The organism is Streptomyces sp. NPDC091280, from assembly GCF_044768565.1.
GTDB lineage: Bacteria > Actinomycetota > Actinomycetes > Streptomycetales > Streptomycetaceae > Streptomyces.
In genome coordinates, this window is sequence record NZ_JBIVUZ010000003.1 from 60,770 (window position 1) to 78,676 (window position 17,907).

Genomic DNA, 17,907 nt, shown 5'->3' on the forward strand with positions numbered 1-17,907 from the left:
CGCGCCTGTGCGCCGACCCCCGGGCCGAAGCCGTCACGGCGGCCCCGTACCGTGGAAGGCGTGTACCGGTTTCTGCTGACATCGCGCTGGTGGGGCATCAACGTCTTCGTACTGCTCGCCATCCCCTTCTGCGTCTTCATGGGGTCGTGGCAGCTGAGCCGGTTCCAGGCACGCGTGGACAGCAGCCACCAGGCCACCCGGCAGGTGCAGACGGACCGCACGGAGGCCGCCCGCCCGCTCGCCGAACTGCTGCCCGTCGACCAGGCCACCTCGGGCCGGCAGACCACCGCGACCGGCCGCTACGGCAAGCAACTCCTCGTCCCCGACCGCCAGTTGGACGGGAAGAACGGCTTCTACGTCCTCACCCTGCTGCGCACCGACGACGGCCGGGCGCTGCCCGTGGTGCGCGGCTGGCTGCCCGGCGGCCCCGACGCGGCGAAGGCACCGGCCGCGCCGACCGGCGAGGTCACCGTCACCGGCTCGCTCCAGGCCTCCGAGACCCCCGGCGACAACGGCGTCAGCGCGCAGGGCGGGCTGCCGTCCGGCCAGACCGCGGCGATCAGCGCGGCCTCGCTGGTGAACCTGGTGCCCTATCCCGTGTACGACGCGTGGATCACGCTCGACAAGGCCGACTCCGGGATGACGGCCGTACCGGCGACCGCGCCCGCGAACACCGGCCTGGACCTGAAGGCGTTCCAGAACCTCGGCTACACCGGCGAGTGGTTCGTCTTCGCCGGCTTCGTCGTCTTCATGTGGTTCCGGCTGCTGCGCCGCGAGGTGGAGTTCGCGCGGGACGCGGAGCTGGGACTGGTCCCCGAGGACGGGGACGGGGGCGAAGTCGGGGGCGAGGACGCCGATCGCTCGCGGTCGTCCTACGACGCCGACAGCACGCCCGTGCGGTAGATCGTCCCCGCGCACGCGTTCGGTACGACGGCCGTGGTCGTCGGTGAGCCCGCCTCCGCGGTGTGGGAGACCTGGACGCTGCCGTCCAGCGTGCCGTCCTCGGGGAGCAGCTGGGCGGACGTGCCGGTGTCGCCGGTCGTGGAGCCGCTGGTGGTGCTCGCGTCCGCCGAGGGCGAGGGGCTGGCCGTGGAACCGCCGCTGGTGCTGCCCCCGGTGCTGCCGGTGCTGGTGGGGCAGGTCTCGGAGGGCACCCAGGCGAACTTGACCTGGTAGGCGGCGCCCGGCAGCAGCACCAGTTCGGCGGGTTCCGTCGACGGGTCGGGCAGGCCGGTCGCCGCGTCCCCCGCCGCGTGCCGCTGCACGGAGATCTTGGTGCTGTCCGCGGCCCCCAGCGCGGAGTACCCGACCGTCCCGGCGCCGCCGACGGTACAGCTGGTGCCGGAGGTGTTGGTGACGGTGAAGGTGCCGTAGACCGCGCCCGTCGAGTCGGCGGCGGCCACGGTCGAGGTGGCCGAGCCGAGCTGTTCGGCGGCGCAGACGGGGGCGGCCGTACCGGTGCTGGCGGAGGGGTCGGCGCTCACCGTGCCGGAGCCCGGGCTCTTGCCGCCGCCCTCGTTCTTCTGGCCGCCCGGGTTCTGTCCCGACGTCTGTCCGGCGGAGCCGCCGGAGGTGCTGGCGCCGCCGTCCGGGTTCTTGCCCTGACTGGTGCCGCCCTGGGCCTGTGAGCTGTTGCCCGCCATGGACGGGTCGACGCCGGAGCCGGTGGAGTTCGAGACGTGCACGAGGGCCGGGATGGCGGTGCCGAAGAAGAGCGCGGCGGCGGCCATGCCGACGACGGCCTGGCGCTTGCGGGCCCGGCGGGCGGGCACCGCCTTGCGCAGGTGCTCCAGCGTGCCGTCGCGCGGCTCGACCTCCTGGACCGCCTGGTGCAGCAGCCGGCGCAGCGCCAGCTCGTCCGGGGCGAATCCCTCGGTGTCCTCGGGGCTCTCAGGGTTCTCCCCGGCAGGGATGTGCCCGTCGAGGCTCGGCCCGGTGGGGCTCTGTTCGTCGGGGCCGTGGTTCACGATTCCGTTCCCAGCATGTGATTCGTTCGGTTCTTCCCTGCGGGCCCAGGTCGGGCCGCGCCGGACTTCCGGCTCGCGCCGTTCGCGCGCGCCGTTTCCGTCGGCGTTCTCGCTCATGCCGATGCCTCCATCGCGATCCGGAGGGCGGCGATGCCGCGGGAGCCGTACGCCTTCACCGAACCCAGCGAGATGCCGAGCGACTCGGCGACCTGCGCCTCGGTCATGTCCGCGAAGTAGCGCAGGACCAGGACCTCGCGCTGGCGGCGCTGGAGACCCTTCATCGCCTTGATGAGGGAGTCGCGCTCCAGCTGGTCGTAGGCGCCCTCCTCCGCGCTGGCCATGTCCGGCATCGGCTTCGAGAGGAGCTTGAGGCCGAGGATGCGGCGGCGCAGGGCCGAGCGGGAGAGGTTGACGACGGTCTGGCGCAGATACGCCAGGGTCTTCTCAGGGTCACGGACGCGTTTGCGCGCCGAGTGGACCCGGATGAAGGCCTCCTGGACGACGTCCTCGCAGGAGGCGGTGTCGTCGAGGAGGAGTGCGGCCAGGCCGAGCAGCGAGCGGTAGTGCGCCCGGTAGGTCTCGGTGAGGTGGTCGACGGTCGTTCCGGCCGCGACGGTGTCGTCGGCACCGTCGCGCTGGTTCGGGATGCGGGCGGGCCGCGCTGCGGGCATCGGCGCGATCACCGGCATGCCGCCGGGCGCGCGGGATCCACGCGGAGGCCGGAGGGCCGTGCCGCGTGCCGCAGAGAAGTCGAGTACCTGAGCCACGCAAGTTGGACACGCTTCCCCCCGTCGGGGTTGTACGCGTCGACCGTCACATTTATGTCAGACGAATCAAACAGTCCACCCACCCGTCTGGTGTCAGGCAGCACAACCGGCAGTGCGTCGAACACCCTCATGCCTACCCGCTCTTCCCCTGTGTCACATAAGGCCGGGGCGTCCCCACGCCCCTCACCGCATCCCCGCGCCCGCTGAAGGGCGTCCGCAAAGACGCTCCCCGCCGACCGCGCGGTTGCGGACAGCGGGGAGTGAAATCTTCGGCTGCGGAGGTGGCTGGATTCAAGTGGTCCCAACCATTAATCCGGCCACATCGCGCACGGTGATCCTACAAACCCGTGCGCCACTGGCCAGCGGATTTACGGCCGGGCGGAGTGAGCGGGTCCGTTTCTCAGCCGAGGTCCCGCGCCACCAACTCGGCGATCTGCGCGGTATTGAGGGCCGCTCCCTTGCGCAAATTGTCGCCGCAGACGAACAGTTCGAGCGCGGTCGGGTCGTCCAGCGCGCGCCGCAGCCGCCCCACCCAGGTCGGGTCGGTGCCCACCACGTCGGCGGGGGTGGGGAACTCCCCGGCGGCCGGATTGTCGAAGAGGACGACACCCGGGGCCGTGGCGAGGATCTCGCGGGCCTTGTCGACGGTGACCTCGCCCTGGAAGCGGGCGTGGACGGTGAGGGAGTGCGTGGTGACCACCGGGACGCGCACGCAGGTCACGGCGACCGGGAGCGCGGGCTGCCCGAGGATCTTGCGGGTCTCGTCCCGCACCTTCATCTCCTCCGAGGACCAGCCGTCCGCCCGCAGGGACCCGGCCCACGGTACGACGTTGAGCGCGACCGGCTCCGGGAACGGCCCGGTGTTGTCCCCGACGGCCCGGCGCACGTCACCGGGCTTGGTGCCCAGTTCGGTGCCGGCGACCAGGGCGAGCTGCTGGCGCAGGGTGTCGACCCCGGCCCGCCCGGCCCCGCTGACCGCCTGGTACGAGGACACCACCAGCTCGCGCAGCCCGAACTCGGCGTGCAGCGCGCCCACGGCGACGATCATCGACAGGGTCGTGCAGTTCGGGTTGGCGATGATCCCGCGCGGTCGCCACCGCACCTTGTGCGGGTTGACCTCGGGCACCACCAGGGGCACCTCGGGGTCCATCCGGAAGGCGCCCGAGTTGTCGACGACCACCACGCCCTTGGCGGCGGCGATCGGCGCCCACCGGGCCGCGACCTCGTCGGGGACGTCGAACATCGCGACGTCGACGCCGTCGAAGGCCTCCTCCGTCAGGGCCACCACCTCGACCTGCTCCCCGCGCACGGCCAGCTTGCGGCCGGCCGAGCGCGGAGAGGCGATCAGGCGGATCTCGCCCCAGATGTCCGCGTGCTGGGACAGGATCTGGAGCATGACCGTGCCGACGGCCCCGGTCGCTCCGACGACGGCGAGCGTCGGACGCACGGTCGCTCCGGTGGTGGCCATCAGCGGCCGGTGCCTCCGTAGACGACGGCTTCGTCGCTGTCGGAGTCCAGGCCGAACGCCGTGTGCACGGCGCGGACGGCCTCGTTGACGTCGTCGGCGCGGGTCACGACCGAGATGCGGATCTCGGAGGTCGAGATCAGCTCGATGTTGACGCCCGCGTCGGACAGCGCGGTGAAGAAGTCGGCGGTGACGCCCGGGTTCGTCTTCATCCCGGCGCCCACCAGCGAGATCTTCCCGATCTGGTCGTCGTAGCGCAGCGACTCGAAGCCGATGCCGTCCTTGTTCTTCTCCAGGGCGTCGATGGCCTTGCGGCCCTCCGCCTTGGGGAGGGTGAAGGAGATGTCCGTCAGACCCGTCGAGGCCGCCGACACGTTCTGCACGATCATGTCGATGTTGACCTGGGCGTCGGAGATCGTCCGGAAGATCACCGCGGCCTCGCCCGGCTTGTCGGGCACGCCGACGACCGTGATCTTGGCCTCGGAGGTGTCGTGCGCGACACCGGAGATGATGGCCTGCTCCACCTTGCGGTCCCCAATCGGCTCACTGCTGACCCAGGTGCCCTGAAGTCCGCTGAAGCTGGACCGCACATGGATCGGGATGTTGTATCGGCGGGCGTACTCCACACAGCGGTGGAGCAGCACCTTGGAGCCGGAGGCGGCGAGCTCCAGCATGTCCTCGAAGGCGATCCAGTCGATCTTCTTCGCCTTCGGCACCACCCGCGGGTCGGCGGTGAACACACCGTCGACGTCCGTGTAGATCTCGCACACCTCGGCGTCGAGAGCGGCGGCCAGCGCCACGGCGGTGGTGTCACTGCCGCCGCGCCCCAGCGTGGTGATGTCCTTCTTGTCCTGGCTCACGCCCTGGAACCCGGCGACGATGGCGATGTTGCCCTCGTCCAGCGCGGTCCGGATGCGCCCCGGCGTGACATCGATGATCCGGGCTTTGTTGTGGACCGAGTCGGTGATGACGCCTGCCTGGCTGCCGGTGAACGACTGGGCCTCGTGCCCCAGGTTTTTGATCGCCATGGCCAGCAGTGCCATGGAGATCCGCTCTCCGGCGGTCAGCAGCATGTCGAACTCACGCCCGGCGGGCATCGGAGATACCTGCTCGGCGAGATCGATCAGCTCGTCCGTCGTGTCGCCCATCGCGGAAACGACGACGACCACCTGGTGGCCGTTCTTCTTCGCTTCCACGATTCGCTTGGCGACGCGCTTGATGCCCTCGGCATCGGCTACGGAGGAGCCTCCGTACTTCTGCACGACAAGGCCCACGTGCGCTCCTCGCTCAGTCCTGGTGTGTCGGCTCAGTTTAACGAGCACCCGAAATTCGCTTCCGCGGTATCGCATCGTGAGATCCGCGGGCTTCGGACGCCCAGGTCAGCGCATGCCCACTGGAGAGCCGCCGGAAAAGTGCCGAGCGTCACAGGTGACAGCCTGGAGGTGGGTTTCCCGCACTAAGGTGCGCCGTGTGCGCGTACTTCTGGTGGAAGACGATGAACCCGTGGCCGAGTCGCTGCGGCGCGGACTGCTGCGCTACGGCTTCGAGGTCGACTGGGTCACCACGGGCGGGGCGGCGCTGAGCCACGGCGAGCCCTACGACGTCGTCCTCCTCGACCTCGGCCTGCCCGACACCGACGGCCTCGACGTGTGCAAGGCGCTGCGCGCCCGCGGTGACGTACCGATCATCGTCATCAGCGCGCGCAGCGACGAGACGGACCGGGTGGTCGGCCTGGAACTGGGCGCCGACGACTACGTGTCGAAACCGTTCGGGGTGCGTGAGGTGATCGCCCGGATAAGGGCGGTGATGCGCCGTGCGCAGCCGCGGGCGGCGGCGGAGGCCGCCGGTCCCGACGCCTACGGCAGCCGCCTCACCATCGACCGCAAGGCCGCCCGGGTGCGCCTCGACGGCGAGGAGGTGCCCCTCGCCCCCAAGGAGTACGACCTGCTGTCGTTCCTCGCCGAGGAGCCGGGCGCGCTGATGTCGCGCGAGCAGATCATGGAAGCGGTCTGGGACGCGAACTGGTTCGGCCCGACGAAGACGCTCGACGTCCATGTGGCCGCGCTGCGCCGGAAGTTGGCGGGCGTGATCACGATCGAGGCGGTACGGGGCGTGGGCTTCCGGCTGGAGATCGTCGACGGGCCCCCGGCCTCATGATCCGGCAGCTGATCGTCAGCTACGTCCTGCTGGTGGCCGTGGCGCTGACGGCGTTCACCGTGCCCGTCGCCTTCACGCTCACCGCCCAACTGCGGGGCGACACCGAGCAGTCGGTGCGGCGCGAGGCACGGACGATGGCGCTGCTGCTGAGCGGCGACGCCGCCTCGCGCGCCGCGCTGGACCGCATGGTGGTGGCGTACGCGCAGGAGACCCCCGGCACGGCCGAGGTGCTGCCGGCCGCGCGGGCCAAGACCGCCACGCACTGGGGCGACGGGCGGCTGGAGGTGACGGCACCGGCACAGCGCGACGGCCGGACGGTGGGCGCGGTACGCATCACGTACCCGACCTCCGACCTGACCCGGCGCCTGGTGCAGATCTGGGGTTTCCGCGCGATCCTCGCCCTCGCGGTGCTGGCGGTGGCGGCGGGCCTGGGCGCGCTGGTCGCCCGCCGGCTGACCCGTCCGCTGCGCCAGCTCAACGACATGGCGAGCAGGTTCAGCGACGGCGACCTGACGGCCCGCTCCCCCGTGACGGGCCCGCACGAGACACAGACGCTGGCCCGCACCCTGAACCAGGGCGCCGAGCGCCTCGACACCCTGATCGCCTCGCAGCGCATCTTCGTGGCCGACGCCTCGCACCAACTCCGCACGCCGCTCACGGCGTTGCGGCTCTCCCTGGACAACATCGCGGACGGGGTGGACGACGAGTTCGTGCGCGAGGACGTGGAGCAGGCGACCGCCGAGGTGGTCCGGATGAGCCGGCTGGTCAACGGCCTGCTGGTGCTGGCGCGGGCCGAGGCGAAGGTGACGGCGGCGGAACCGCTGCCGCTGCGGGAGATCGTCACCGAACGGCTCTCGGTGTGGAGACCGGCCGCCGACGAGCGCGGGGTCGAGATCGCGCTCAGGGGGAGTGTTGTCGACGGCCGGCCGCTGGTGCTGGCCAGTCCCGGTCATCTCGAACAGGTCCTGGACAACGTGCTGTCGAACGCCCTGGAGGTGTCACCGGACGGCGCGACGATCACCGTACGGTCCGAACTCCGGGGCGACGAGGTGGAGTTGACGGTGGCCGACCAGGGCCCCGGCATGTCCGACGCGGACAAGTCCCGCGCCTTCGACCGCTTCTGGCGCGGTCAGGGCCTCACCGGGCGCTCCGGTTCGGGCCTGGGCCTGGCCGTCGTACGCCAGTTGCTGACGGACGACGGCGGCACGGTGACCCTGCGGGACGCGCCCGGCGGGGGGCTGGTCGTCGCGATCAGCCTTCGGGCATCGCCGAGGAGTGGTGGTTGACGATCAGCCACTTGCCGCCGCGCTTCTCGTACTCGTAGGTGTAGCGGGCCTCCACCTCACGCTTCACGCCGGTCTTCGGGTCGGTGAGCGTGAACTCGTAGACGCCGGTGTCTATCGCGGAGTTGCTGTCGAGCACGTTGACGATCGTCTCGACCTTCTTGCCGACCGGCTTGTTCGCCAGGAAGTGCTCGAAGTAGTCGACGATCTCCGCGCGATCGGTGCGGATCTTGTTGGACACGGTCGGCAGCAGTACGGCGTCGGAGGCGTACCGGTTCGCGACCTTCTCCGGGTCGCCGGTCTGCAACGCGGCGTTCCAGCCGTCGAAGAGGGCGGCGATCTGCTTCTTGGAGGGCTTGGCGTCCTTCTGCGGACCGGCGGTCGCGGCGACGGTACCGACGGTGCCGAGGGCCAGGACGGTGGTGACGGTGACGACGGCTGCGCGCTTGCTGATGGTCCGGCGGGTCATCTCAACTCCAGTTGTACTGGTGCCTTTTGGGATGACTCCAGCCTCGCTTCCGGCCGGTTAGGGCCCGTGCAGCGGACGTACAGGGGTGAGGAAGGGCTGCTCCAATTAACGCGCCGTGGTCGACCGGCCACGGTCCCGGACGAGGCTGACCCCGGCCCCCAGCGACACGACGCCCATCCCCACGGCGGTCATCACGCCCTGTGTTCCGTCGACCACGAAGGGTGCGACCGCGGCGACGGCCAGGTTGAAGAGGAAGAGGAACCACAGGACGGGCTTGGAGGAGAGGAAGTTCTTCATGGCGGGCACCTTCGGGATCCGGGCCGGTGGCTCGTTCACCGGCTGACGAGTTCAACGATCCCGTTTCCGCAGGTCGGCGACGAGGGAGCCCACTCCCGAAGCCATGGTGTAGCGGACTACACCCCCGGCCGGAATGATGTCGCCCCATGACGGGGGACATACCGCTGGCCGCGATCGTCCTGCTCGGCTCGTCGGTGCAGTGGCTGACCGGCATGGGCTTCGCCCTGGTGGCGGTACCCGCCCTGGTGCTGCTCCTCGGCCCGGCGCAGGGTGTCGTCCTCGCCAACTGCGCGGCCGGCGCGATCAGCGTCGTGGGCCTGGCGGGCGGCCGGCACCGGGTCCGGGCCCGCGCGATGGTCCCGCTGTGCGCGGCGGCCGTCTGCACGGTACCGGCGGGCGCCTGGATGACCCGTCAACTGCCCACGCCCGTCCTGCTCCTGGTGATGGGCGGCCTGGTGACGGCGGCCGTCCTGCTGGTGATGAAGGGGGCCCGGGTACCGGCCCTCCGGGGCACTCGCGGTGCCGTGGCGGCGGGCGCGGCGGGCGGCTTCATGAACGCGGCGGCGGGCGTCGGCGGCCCGCCGGTCTCCCTCTACGCGGTCAACGCGGGCTGGACGGTACGGGAGTTCGTCCCCAACGCGCAGTTCTACGGCGTCGTCGTCAACGCGTTCTCGGTCGCGGCGAACGGGGTGCCGTCGCTGAGCATGGCCCGGTGGATCACGGTCGTCGCCGCGATGCTCGTGGGCGGGGCGACCGGGCGGGCGCTCGCGGGCCGGACACCCGAACCCCGGGCGCGGGCACTGGTGTTGACGCTGGCGCTGGCGGGCGGGGTGACGGCGGTCGGAAAGGGAGTGTGGGGGATGTGGGGGCCGTGACCCCCGACACCCCCGCCTCCGGGGCTACTTGACCGGACGGATGCCCAGCGGTTCCCCGAGTTCCTCCGCCATGACCCGGCCCGCCTCGAACTCCAGGGTCTCGTCGCCCATGCTCTGGTCCGTGTCGAGGCCGTCCAGTTCCGCGAGGGGCTGGTTGAGGCGGACGTGCGCCACCACCGACTGGAGGGCGCGCAGGGTCGCGGAGGCGGTGGAGCCCCAGTTGGAGAAGTAGGAGAACTGCCACCACCACAGGGCCTCCGTGGTGCGGCCCGCGCGGTAGTGGGCCATGCCGTGGCGGAGGTCGGTGATGAGGTCGGCGAGGTCGTCGGAGATACGGGCCGGGACCGGGGCCTTGCGCGGCTCGTAGGGGTCGAAGACCTCCGAGTAGACGTCGATCGGCTCCAGCATCACCGCGAAGCGCTCGCGGAGTTCGTCCACGTCCGGCTCCGGGCCCAGGTCCGGTTCGTAGCGCTCGTCCGGGACGATGTCCTCGTGCGCGCCCAACCGGCCGCCCGCCAGCAGGAGTTGGGAGACCTCCAGAAGGAGGAAGGGGACCGCCGAGTCGGGGTCCTCGCCCTTCGCTACCTCCGACACGGCCACCAGGAAGCTCTCGACCTGGTCCGCGATCTGGACCGCGAAGTCGTCCGGGTCCTGCGCGGTGGCATGCAGTGTGGCGTCAGACATCTAGGAGTCGTCTCCCCTCGAAGGCGCGGCCGAGGGTCACCTCGTCCGCGTATTCCAGGTCTCCGCCCACCGGGAGGCCGCTGGCCAGGCGGGTGACCTTTAGGCCCATGGGCTTGATCATGCGGGCGAGGTACGTGGCCGTGGCCTCGCCTTCCAGATTCGGGTCCGTGGCAAGGATCAGCTCCGTGACCGTACCGTCGGCCAACCGCGCGAGAAGTTCTCGTATACGCAGGTCGTCCGGTCCGACCCCTTCGATCGGGCTGATCGCGCCGCCCAGGACGTGGTACCTGCCCCGGAACTCGCGCGTCCGCTCGACCGCCACCACGTCCTTCGGCTCCTCGACCACACAGATCACCGAGGGGTCGCGGCGCGGGTCGCGGCAGATGCCGCACAGCTCCTCCTGCGCCACGTTGCCGCAGGTCGCGCAGAAGCGGACCTTCGCCTTGACCTCCATCAGGCACTGCGCGAGCCGGCGGACGTCCGTCGGCTCCGCCTGGAGGATGTGGAAGGCGATCCGCTGCGCGCTCTTGGGACCGACGCCGGGGAGCCGCCCCAACTCGTCGATGAGGTCCTGGACCACGCCCTCGTACAACGGACTGCCTGCCCTTCCTCGGGATCGTGCGGGAGGTACGTACGTACCGTAGTTGGCCGTGGCCGGTCTTAGAAAGGCAGGCCCGGGATACCGCTGCCGCCGCCCAGCCCCTGCGCGAGCGGGCCGAGCTTCTGCTGCTGGAGGGTCTGCGCGTTCTCGTTGGCCGCCTGGACGGCCGCGACGATCAGGTCCGCCAGCGTTTCGGTGTCTTCGGGGTCGACCGCCTTCGGGTCGATCCTCAGCGCGCGCAGCTCGCCGGCGCCGGTGACAGTGGCCTTGACCAGACCGCCGCCGGCCTGTCCGTCGACCTCGGTCCGCGCCAGCTCCTCCTGCGCGTTCGCCAGGTCCTGCTGCATCTTCTGGGCCTGCTGGAGCAGCTGCTGCATATTGGGCTGGCCACCACCGGGAATCACGATCAGCTCCTGGTTTCGTACGGCTGTCAGTCAGGGGTACGGCTGTGCGGGCGAGGTTTTCCCCGCTCGGCACGAGCCTACGTGGTCCGGGCAGTCATCGCTTCAGCACTCTTTCGAGTGAGTCCTTACCGCGTCCTATACCTGATCAAGACCCACTTCCGGGCGGAAAAGCGGTGAAACCGGAGCCTTCGCCACCCATTGGGCGGTAGGAAGGATCCGGCACATCAGCCTCAGGTGTCACACAACGTAAGGGAGTACCGGGTGGGTCAGCCCGAGATTCAGCCCGAGGGTGGCGATCTGGCCGGGCGGACGTTTCCGCCCGGGGACTGGGGCGAGCCGACGGCCCGGCTGGACGAGCTGTACCGGTGGGTCGAGCGCGGGGCGCTGGAGACGGCGGCCTGGTACCTCGCCGACCGGGTGTGGAAGCGGCGCGGGGCACGGGTGCTGCGCACGGGCGCCACGCTGGGCACGGTCGTCGGGGCGGCGCTGCCGCTGCTCGATCTCACCGGGGTGCTGACCGGGCTGGCCTCCTGGGGCTATCTGGCGCTGCTGCTGGGGGCGGCGTGCGTGGCCGGGGACCGGCTCTTCGGGATGACGTCCGGGTGGATGCGGGACGTCGCTACGGCGCAGGCGGTGCAGCGGCGCCTTCAGGTGCTCCAGTTCGACTGGGCGTCGGAGGGCGTCCGGGAGATGCTGGGGCCGGCCGAGGGAACGGCGAGCGAGGCCGCGGACCGGTGTCTGGGGGTGCTGCGGCGCTTCACCGAGGACGTGACGGAGCTGGTGCGGATGGAGACCGCCGACTGGATGGTGGAGTTCCGCACCGGTTCGGCGCCGCTGGTCATGCAGTCGACGGTGGCCGGCACAGGACGCCAGGAGGGCACGGTCGTGCACGGGCGATTCCCGCTGCCGCCGGGTCCGGGCGGTCCCGGCGGCCCCGGCGGTCCTGGCGGCAACCGGCCGAACATGCCCCGCCAGCGGCCCCCCGAGCCCCGCTGACGCGGGCTGCGACAGGCCTTACGCGCACAGTTTCATGCCCTCCACCGTCCAGCACGGGATGTGGCCGTGGATGCGGATCACGTCCTGGCCGTTGCCCCGGGTCAGATAGGTGAGGAAGTTCGACGTGAGGGAGTCGGACGGGGGCTGGCCGTAGGTGTAGGCGTACTCGATCTCGCGGTACGGGTAGGCGCTCCGGCCGTGTTCGATGGCGTCCACGGACGCGGCGTGGCCGTCGAGGGCGAGCACCCGCAGGCCCTTGGCGTGCGAGGCGAGGGTGAGTTCGCTGTAGCCGATCGCGCCGGGGACCTCGGCGACCTCGGACAGCACCTGGTCCGTGGAGTCGAGTTCGCAGCGGATGACGGGGGCCGTCGGATCGTCCTTGTGGACGCAGTCGACGGAGGAGTTGGCGATCTCGCCGCGCTTGAGCACCCGGCGCTGGAAGACCTGTCTCGTCCCGGAGTTGGCGTCCCGGCTGACCAGGTGCACCGCGACGTCCGGTCCGCCGAGTTCGCGCCAGTTCCTGATCTCGCCCCGGTACAGGCGCCGTACGTCCGCGGTGCTCAGGTTCTTCAGCCGGACGTCGTCGTTGACGACGATCGCGAAGACCGACAACGCGACCCGGTTCTCCAGCAGTTGGGGCATGTCGCTCGGTTTGGGCCCGTCCGACAGGGCCACGACCGCCGGTGAGCCCTTCTTCGACGCGAGCCCGGCGGTCTCCAACTCCCGTACGCCCGCGGTCGATCCGTGCGGGTCCACCACGACCTTCGCGCCCTCGCAGTCCTTCTCGTACTTCTTCGCGACCTCCTCCATCACCGGCGCGAAGGCGGTCGAACCGGTGACGGTCAGGGTGCCGCGCGCGCAGCCGATCGGCGGCGGGGTGTCGTCGCGGGCCACCACGATCGTCGCCAGGGTCACCACGCACACCGTGAGCATGATGGTGATCAGCCGGGAGGCGCGGCTGAACAGGGGCGCCTTGTCGTCGGGGGTGGCACTGCGGTTGGGGTGCACCTCGCCGTCGCGGAGGCCGCCGATGAGCCGGATGTCGCAGCCGACGTCACCGCCGGACAGCAGCACCAGCAGCTTGAAGTGGTCGCGCGGGTTGAGCGGGACGCGCGGGATGCGCAGCGTGTTGGAGTCGTAGCCGAGGCCCGCCGCCGGGGTGAAGTGGTCCATCAGATGGTCGGTGCCGACCGGCTGGGTGACCGAGACCCCGCGGATCGTGCGGTCGGTGAACACCGCGGTGAGGCCGTGGAGTTCGCGTCCGGTGTAGTCGTTGTCGGCGATGCTCTGCGAGCCGTCGTTCTCGATGCGCAGCAGGACGAGGGTGGCGTCGGCCATGCCGGGAGCCTCGTCGAAGAGGCCGAGGCGGCGGTTGGCGCGGCCCGAACGGACGTCGTCGCCGATGGGGTTGTCCATCTGGACGCGATAGCCGATCCGCTTGCGGCGCGGCACCCGGCGTTCGTACCAGACCATCACGCCGGACGCGACGATACCGAGCACCGCGGTGCCCACGGCCACGACGTTCTCCGCGCTCAACCACTCCACTGCGGGCCCCCGCTCCCCAGTCGGATCGTGGGGTCACGGTACGGGCGGCCGACGAACCCGAGGGGGCCACCGGCCGAAGCCGGGGTGACGTTCAACTGTCCCTGGGACGAGGGGACTTCAGCCCGACTTCGTGTACGTCAGCTTCTCGCCGCTGTCGGTGTTCACCCGCTGGAGGGTGCCGTCCGACAGCAGGGTGACCTCGCTGGCCGCGCCCGGACTGCACGAGGACAGCGGCTGCCCCGAGGTGACGGTGGAGGCACCGATCCGCAACGGGCCGTCGCCGCCCGGCTTCCGGGTGAGGTCGGCGCTGAACACACAGTGGTAGCCGGGTCCGTCCGCGACCAGCTTCAGCACCGGGTCGCCCACCGTCCCCTGGGTGATGGTGAGTTGGCGGGTGTTGTGGCCGGTGGAGTTGTCGATGGCCGCGTCCCAGGTGCCGAGGTAGCCGCTCGGTACGGCGTCGTCGCCGGAGGGTTTCGCGGCGGCCGACGCCGAACCGGTCGGTGACGGCTGCCCGTCGGCCGACCCCGGGGTGGTGGGCGCGGCGCTGGTGGCCCGGCCGCCCGAACCGGTCGCCGTACGGCTGCCGTTGCCGCCGCCCTTCATCAGCGCGTACACCGAACCGCCCGCCCCCAGCGCCACGACCAGCGCGACCAGGACGAGCAGCGCGGTCGACCGCCTGCTGCGGCGCGGCTCCCGGGGCTCCAGGTAGGACCCCGCGCCGTAGGGCTGGGTGGGGGCGGCGCCGTTGTTGTGCGGATAGGGGTTGTACGGCACCTGCCCGCCCCACCCGACGAGTTGCCGCCCGGGAAGCTGGGGGTAGCCGTAACCGGGCGCGGGCTGGGGGTGCTGCTGCGGGTCGGCCGGGGCGGCACCGGTCGCCGCCGCGGGGGGCGGCGGGGAGAAGTCGTCGGAGGCGGGGGCGTGTTCGGGGGAGGCTTCGGAGACGGGGGCGGGGCCGGGCGCGGCCCCCTGAGCCGGCTCCAGAGCCAGGGGCTCGGCGGCCTGAGGCGCGGCGGCCGGGGGCTCGGCGGCCCGGGTCTGGAGGGCCCGCGCCACGGGGGTGTTCTTCTCCAGCCGGACCGGTTCGACCCGCTCCAGCTCGGCCGTCTGCGGGTCCTCGGTGTCGAGCAACCGGACCGCGTGGCGGCCGAGTTGGGCGACCAGGGCGTTCGGGAGCCAGGGGTCGTGGGAGCGGCCCGAGGAGACCGTGTCCTCCGCGCCCGTGCGGTCGAGGATCTGGTCGAGGGTGGGCCGGGCGCCGGGGTCCTTGCGGAGGCAGTCGCGGACCAGTTCGGCGATGCCCTCGGGGATGCCCGTGAGGTCGGGTTCGTCCTGGGCGATGCGGAACATCAGCGCGTGGACACCGCTGTTGGCGCTGCCGAAGGGGAGCGTGCCGGTGGCGGCGTAGGCGAGGACGGAGCCGAGGCAGAAGATGTCGCACGCCGGGGTGATGCGGTCGCCCCGGACCTGTTCCGGTGCCATGAATCCGGGCGAGCCGACGAGTGAGCCGGTGCGGGTGAGGCCGTCCCCGGCCTGGGTCTCCAGGGCCCGCGCTATGCCGAAGTCGATGACGCGGGGGCCGTCGATGGTGACCAGCACGTTGGACGGTTTGAGGTCGCGGTGGACGATGCCGGCGGCGTGGATGTCCTGGAGCGCGTGCGCGAGCCCGGCCGCGAGGATGCGTACCGACCGCTCGGGCAGCGCTCCGTGATCGCGGCCGACGACCTGTTGCAGGCTGGGCCCGGCGACGTACCCGGTGGCCACCCATGGCACCGCGGCCTCGGTGTCGGCGTCCAGGACGGGCGCGGTCCAGTACCCGCCGACCTGCCGTGCGGCCTGCACCTCCTGCCGGAAGCGGGCGCGGAACTCCTCCTGCGCGGCCAGGTCCTCCCGCACCAGCTTGACGGCGACCGTCCGCCCCCGGTCCGACCGGGCCAGATACACATGCCCCATGCCACCGGCCCCGAGCCGCCCCAGCAGCCGATACGCCCCGATCCGCTGCGGATCGGCCGCCCCCAGTTTCTCCACGACCGCGCCGCCTCCCCTGAAATCCCCGGTCACGCCCCCGGCCTCGGTCCTGTCCCCGGCGCTCCGCGACAGACCGAGAATAGTGCGGCGAATCGACGAGACGGCCGGGGCGGTGTCTACGGTTCCGTAACGGCGGAGCCGGACTCGGCAGCAGCAGGAGGTCTGCAACAGCCGACAGCACACTGCCGGGAAGCAGCGTGCTGTCAACTGGCTCGGCCACGGACGAAAGAGGTATCCGTCGGCTCGTGAAAACGGGCAGAGACTCACCCCTGAAGCCGGAACGCCACTGCCGCCGCGACGGCTATCACGACTACCAGCAGGCACAGGCGCGCGGTCTTGGACCAGCTCTGCATGGCTTCGGTGACGACTTTGCCCAGCACTCCATACATGTGTTTCACCCCCTTCCCCGCGAATTGATTCAGCAGGGGACAAAGGGAAGCGCCCATTCGATCGAAAGAAGCGCAACGCCCTGGCAATGCAATTTTCACATGACGGTCTTCTGTTTCGCCAGGGCGGCAGGGGGCGCATTCAACGAAAAAGGAGGAGCGAATCGCCCCGACAACTCCAGCAAAACAGGATCATCAGGACGATTCACTCACCGGCCCGCAGTAGCCGCTGCGAACCGCTCGCTGTCCGCCAACACGGGACAACGGATACCTCTTGCTCTCAGTATCCGAGCCCGGAAGCGATCTGCCAAGTGTCAGATCGCCCATTTTCCAAAAGCTGTGACGCGCTACGCCAGGATACGGGGTTCACCGTGCGCGGCTGCAAGCACGCAGAGCTACCCATGCAGCCGAGCATATGCAAAGAGCCAGTTGGCGGATGGCCGTTGAGCCGGATGCCACCCGGCGGCAGGCGGAACGAGCTATGCCGAGGAGGCCCTGGCCACGCCAGATGACATCCAAAACCTGGTGTGATACCTATGATGCCGCTCTCGGCTCACGATTCAGGGGCCGCCCGTCATGCCCAGATCAATGCGCCGGAGATCTCGATGAACCAGCCTGCCGTACCGCCAGCACTGTTCCGCAAAAGCAGTGCCAGCGATACTGGGAATTGCGTCGAGGTCGCCCTCGGAAAGGATGTTCTGGTGCGTGACTCCAAGAACAGCAGCGCTTTTCTCCTGAGGTTTTCCCAGGGCAGCTGGACGGACTTCGTGAGCACCGTCGCCTCGGCTTCCGCTCAGGGAGTTTCGAGAGTGTCCGGCGAGGCGTTCCCGTCGGTCTGATCCGGATGGGTGTTCTCCGTCGATGCGGCCGGAGCGGGTACAACCGCTTCGGCCCGGGAGTCCTTGGCGTGATCGGAACTCTTTGCCGCCGGCTCTGAATGCCGTGAGAGGGCGAGATCCAGCAGTCCCTCGGCCGCGTCTCTCTTGGCGAGCTGCTCAATACCGAAGAACGACTCCAGATAGCGGGCGGGAGCGTCCGAGTCGGCCCAGCCCTGTCCCTCACGGATGACCGCCTGGGTGTTCTGCTCCAGGTAGAGGACGAAGTCCTCTTCGGGATCCTCGAACTCGTAGAGCACGTAGGGCGTCTTGTAATGCTTGTACAGGCCGGATGCGAAGGGCAGGACTCTGAGGGTGATCTTGGGGTGATCGACGATTGTCTTGAGGCGTCTGATCTGGCGGCGCATCACGGAGGCGCTCGCAACCGCCCGCGTGATCGCGCTCTCGTCGATGATGAAGTGCATCTCCGGGCCGTCCGGCCGCAGCAGACGCTCCTGCCGCTCCAGACGTAACTCCACAAGCGCCTCCGCTTCGAGCACCCCCGCCACCCTCAGCACTTCCCGGGTGTACTCCTCGGTCTGCAACAGCCCCGGGACGAGCGAGGGTTCGAAGCTGCGCATGATCGAGGCGGAGTTTTCGTACCCCAGGGACAGCAGGAAAGCCGGGTCCGCCTTCCCCCGGTAGCGGTCCCACCACGGCCGTTCCTTGGCGGCACGCGCCATGCCGATCAGCGTGTTCGACTCCGCCGGGTCACTGACTCCGTAGTAGCCGATCAGCGCCCTCAGATCGGTGATCGAGATGCCGACCGTCCCCGTCTCGATGCGAATGATCTTCGAGAGGGACCACTCCATCTCGTCCGCCACCTGCCGCTGTGTGAAACCCGCAGCCTCCCGTAGCCTGCGCAGCCGGTCGCGGAGCTTCCGGCGCTGAAGAGCAGGATCTGTGAGCGGCAACTGCCACCCCCCGTCGTGTCCGTGCGTTCCAGAACTGCGTCAGGCGGGCGCTGCCAGCGCGCAACCAGCGATACGGCGACAGGCCGGGTGCACAACGGCCACCTGGAGTTCAGCATCGAGCAGAAAGACCGACCCGACAAGCGCCGGGTCCGGACGATGTCGACACACTGTCGCGTCTCGCCCCGTCCCGC

General features: G+C 70.3%; 19 protein-coding genes. 6 read left to right on the forward strand and 13 right to left on the reverse strand.

Annotation, left to right across the window (positions count from 1 at the left end):
- Positions 1–60: 60 nt before the first annotated feature.
- Entirely contained in the window at positions 61–903 is an 843-nt protein-coding gene (locus ACIQPR_RS10325) for an SURF1 family protein (RefSeq protein WP_403644923.1), read from the forward strand.
- Here the strand turns inward: ACIQPR_RS10325 and ACIQPR_RS10330 are convergent.
- The 4 genes from ACIQPR_RS10330 to ACIQPR_RS10345 form a co-directional block, all read right to left on the reverse strand.
- Entirely contained in the window at positions 873–2,084 is a 1,212-nt protein-coding gene (locus tag ACIQPR_RS10330) for a hypothetical protein (protein WP_403644926.1), read from the reverse strand. The two genes, ACIQPR_RS10325 and ACIQPR_RS10330, sit on opposite strands and share 31 nt — an antisense overlap.
- A complete protein-coding gene (locus ACIQPR_RS10335) occupies positions 2,081–2,656 on the reverse strand; it encodes a SigE family RNA polymerase sigma factor (RefSeq protein WP_403646432.1) in 576 nt (191 codons plus the stop codon). Before ACIQPR_RS10335 ends, ACIQPR_RS10330 begins: the two co-directional genes overlap by 4 nt.
- 478 nt (positions 2,657–3,134) lie before the next feature.
- On the reverse strand, positions 3,135–4,202 hold the full coding sequence (locus tag ACIQPR_RS10340) for an aspartate-semialdehyde dehydrogenase (RefSeq protein ID WP_403644929.1): 1,068 nt from the start codon (positions 4,200–4,202) through the stop codon (positions 3,135–3,137).
- Positions 4,202–5,473, reverse strand: coding sequence for an aspartate kinase (locus ACIQPR_RS10345; protein ID WP_093627664.1), 1,272 nt, complete (start codon positions 5,471–5,473; stop codon positions 4,202–4,204). Before ACIQPR_RS10345 ends, ACIQPR_RS10340 begins: the two co-directional genes overlap by 1 nt.
- A 196-nt stretch (positions 5,474–5,669) precedes the next feature.
- Here ACIQPR_RS10345 and ACIQPR_RS10350 point away from each other — a divergent pair, with 196 nt between their 5' ends.
- Positions 5,670–6,356: a response regulator transcription factor gene (locus ACIQPR_RS10350; RefSeq protein WP_403644933.1), complete on the forward strand. Its 687-nt coding sequence runs from the start codon at positions 5,670–5,672 to the stop codon at positions 6,354–6,356.
- Positions 6,353–7,642, forward strand: a complete 1,290-nt coding sequence (locus tag ACIQPR_RS10355) for an ATP-binding protein (protein ID WP_403644936.1) — start codon at positions 6,353–6,355, stop codon at positions 7,640–7,642. The genes ACIQPR_RS10350 and ACIQPR_RS10355 overlap by 4 nt, the downstream gene beginning before the upstream one ends.
- Here ACIQPR_RS10355 and ACIQPR_RS10360 read toward each other — a convergent pair.
- Both ACIQPR_RS10360 and ACIQPR_RS10365 read right to left on the reverse strand, forming a co-directional pair.
- The gene (locus ACIQPR_RS10360; protein ID WP_403644939.1) at positions 7,608–8,108 is read right to left on the reverse strand and encodes an SgcJ/EcaC family oxidoreductase; all 501 of its coding nucleotides are present in this window, start codon (positions 8,106–8,108) and stop codon (positions 7,608–7,610) included. The genes ACIQPR_RS10355 and ACIQPR_RS10360 overlap by 35 nt on opposite strands.
- Before the next feature lie 105 nt (positions 8,109–8,213).
- Positions 8,214–8,405, reverse strand: a complete 192-nt coding sequence (locus ACIQPR_RS10365) for a hypothetical protein (RefSeq protein ID WP_403644942.1) — start codon at positions 8,403–8,405, stop codon at positions 8,214–8,216.
- Positions 8,406–8,551: 146 nt separating this feature from the next.
- Between ACIQPR_RS10365 and ACIQPR_RS10370 the strand changes: the two genes are divergently transcribed.
- On the forward strand, positions 8,552–9,280 hold the full coding sequence (locus ACIQPR_RS10370; RefSeq protein ID WP_403644945.1) for a TSUP family transporter: 729 nt from the start codon (positions 8,552–8,554) through the stop codon (positions 9,278–9,280).
- A 24-nt stretch (positions 9,281–9,304) separates the two neighbouring features.
- On the opposite strand, the gene ACIQPR_RS10375 is transcribed toward ACIQPR_RS10370, so the two are convergent.
- From ACIQPR_RS10375 to ACIQPR_RS10385, 3 genes are all read right to left on the reverse strand, one after another.
- Positions 9,305–9,964 carry a DUF5063 domain-containing protein gene (locus ACIQPR_RS10375; RefSeq protein WP_403644948.1) on the reverse strand — a complete coding sequence of 220 codons (660 nt, stop codon included), beginning with the start codon at positions 9,962–9,964 and terminating at the stop codon, positions 9,305–9,307.
- Complete coding sequence (gene recR, locus ACIQPR_RS10380; RefSeq protein WP_267019168.1) at positions 9,957–10,556, reverse strand: recombination mediator RecR; 600 nt, start codon at positions 10,554–10,556, stop codon at positions 9,957–9,959. Before recR ends, ACIQPR_RS10375 begins: the two co-directional genes overlap by 8 nt.
- Before the next feature lie 68 nt (positions 10,557–10,624).
- Complete coding sequence (locus ACIQPR_RS10385; protein WP_403644952.1) at positions 10,625–10,969, reverse strand: YbaB/EbfC family nucleoid-associated protein; 345 nt, start codon at positions 10,967–10,969, stop codon at positions 10,625–10,627.
- A 261-nt stretch (positions 10,970–11,230) separates the two neighbouring features.
- On the opposite strand from ACIQPR_RS10385, the gene ACIQPR_RS10390 reads away from it, so the two are divergent.
- Positions 11,231–11,965: an SLATT domain-containing protein gene (locus ACIQPR_RS10390; protein WP_403644955.1), complete on the forward strand. Its 735-nt coding sequence runs from the start codon at positions 11,231–11,233 to the stop codon at positions 11,963–11,965.
- 18 nt (positions 11,966–11,983) lie between these two features.
- Here ACIQPR_RS10390 and ACIQPR_RS10395 read toward each other — a convergent pair whose 3' ends face one another.
- From ACIQPR_RS10395 to ACIQPR_RS10405, 3 genes are all read right to left on the reverse strand, one after another.
- Positions 11,984–13,510, reverse strand: coding sequence for a substrate-binding domain-containing protein (locus tag ACIQPR_RS10395; RefSeq protein WP_403644958.1), 1,527 nt, complete (start codon positions 13,508–13,510; stop codon positions 11,984–11,986).
- A gap of 117 nt (positions 13,511–13,627) precedes the next feature.
- Positions 13,628–15,541: a serine/threonine-protein kinase gene (locus ACIQPR_RS10400; protein ID WP_403646434.1), complete on the reverse strand. Its 1,914-nt coding sequence runs from the start codon at positions 15,539–15,541 to the stop codon at positions 13,628–13,630.
- A gap of 263 nt (positions 15,542–15,804) precedes the next feature.
- Positions 15,805–15,930 (reverse strand): hypothetical protein, encoded by a 126-nt coding sequence (locus ACIQPR_RS10405; protein ID WP_403644961.1) that lies wholly within the window; start codon positions 15,928–15,930, stop codon positions 15,805–15,807.
- A gap of 602 nt (positions 15,931–16,532) precedes the next feature.
- Here ACIQPR_RS10405 and ACIQPR_RS10410 point away from each other — a divergent pair.
- A complete protein-coding gene (locus tag ACIQPR_RS10410; RefSeq protein WP_403646437.1) occupies positions 16,533–16,766 on the forward strand; it encodes a DUF397 domain-containing protein in 234 nt (77 codons plus the stop codon).
- Here the strand turns inward: ACIQPR_RS10410 and ACIQPR_RS10415 are convergent.
- Positions 16,721–17,716: a helix-turn-helix domain-containing protein gene (locus ACIQPR_RS10415; protein ID WP_403644964.1), complete on the reverse strand. Its 996-nt coding sequence runs from the start codon at positions 17,714–17,716 to the stop codon at positions 16,721–16,723. The two genes, ACIQPR_RS10410 and ACIQPR_RS10415, sit on opposite strands and share 46 nt — an antisense overlap.
- Positions 17,717–17,907: the final 191 nt, after the last annotated feature.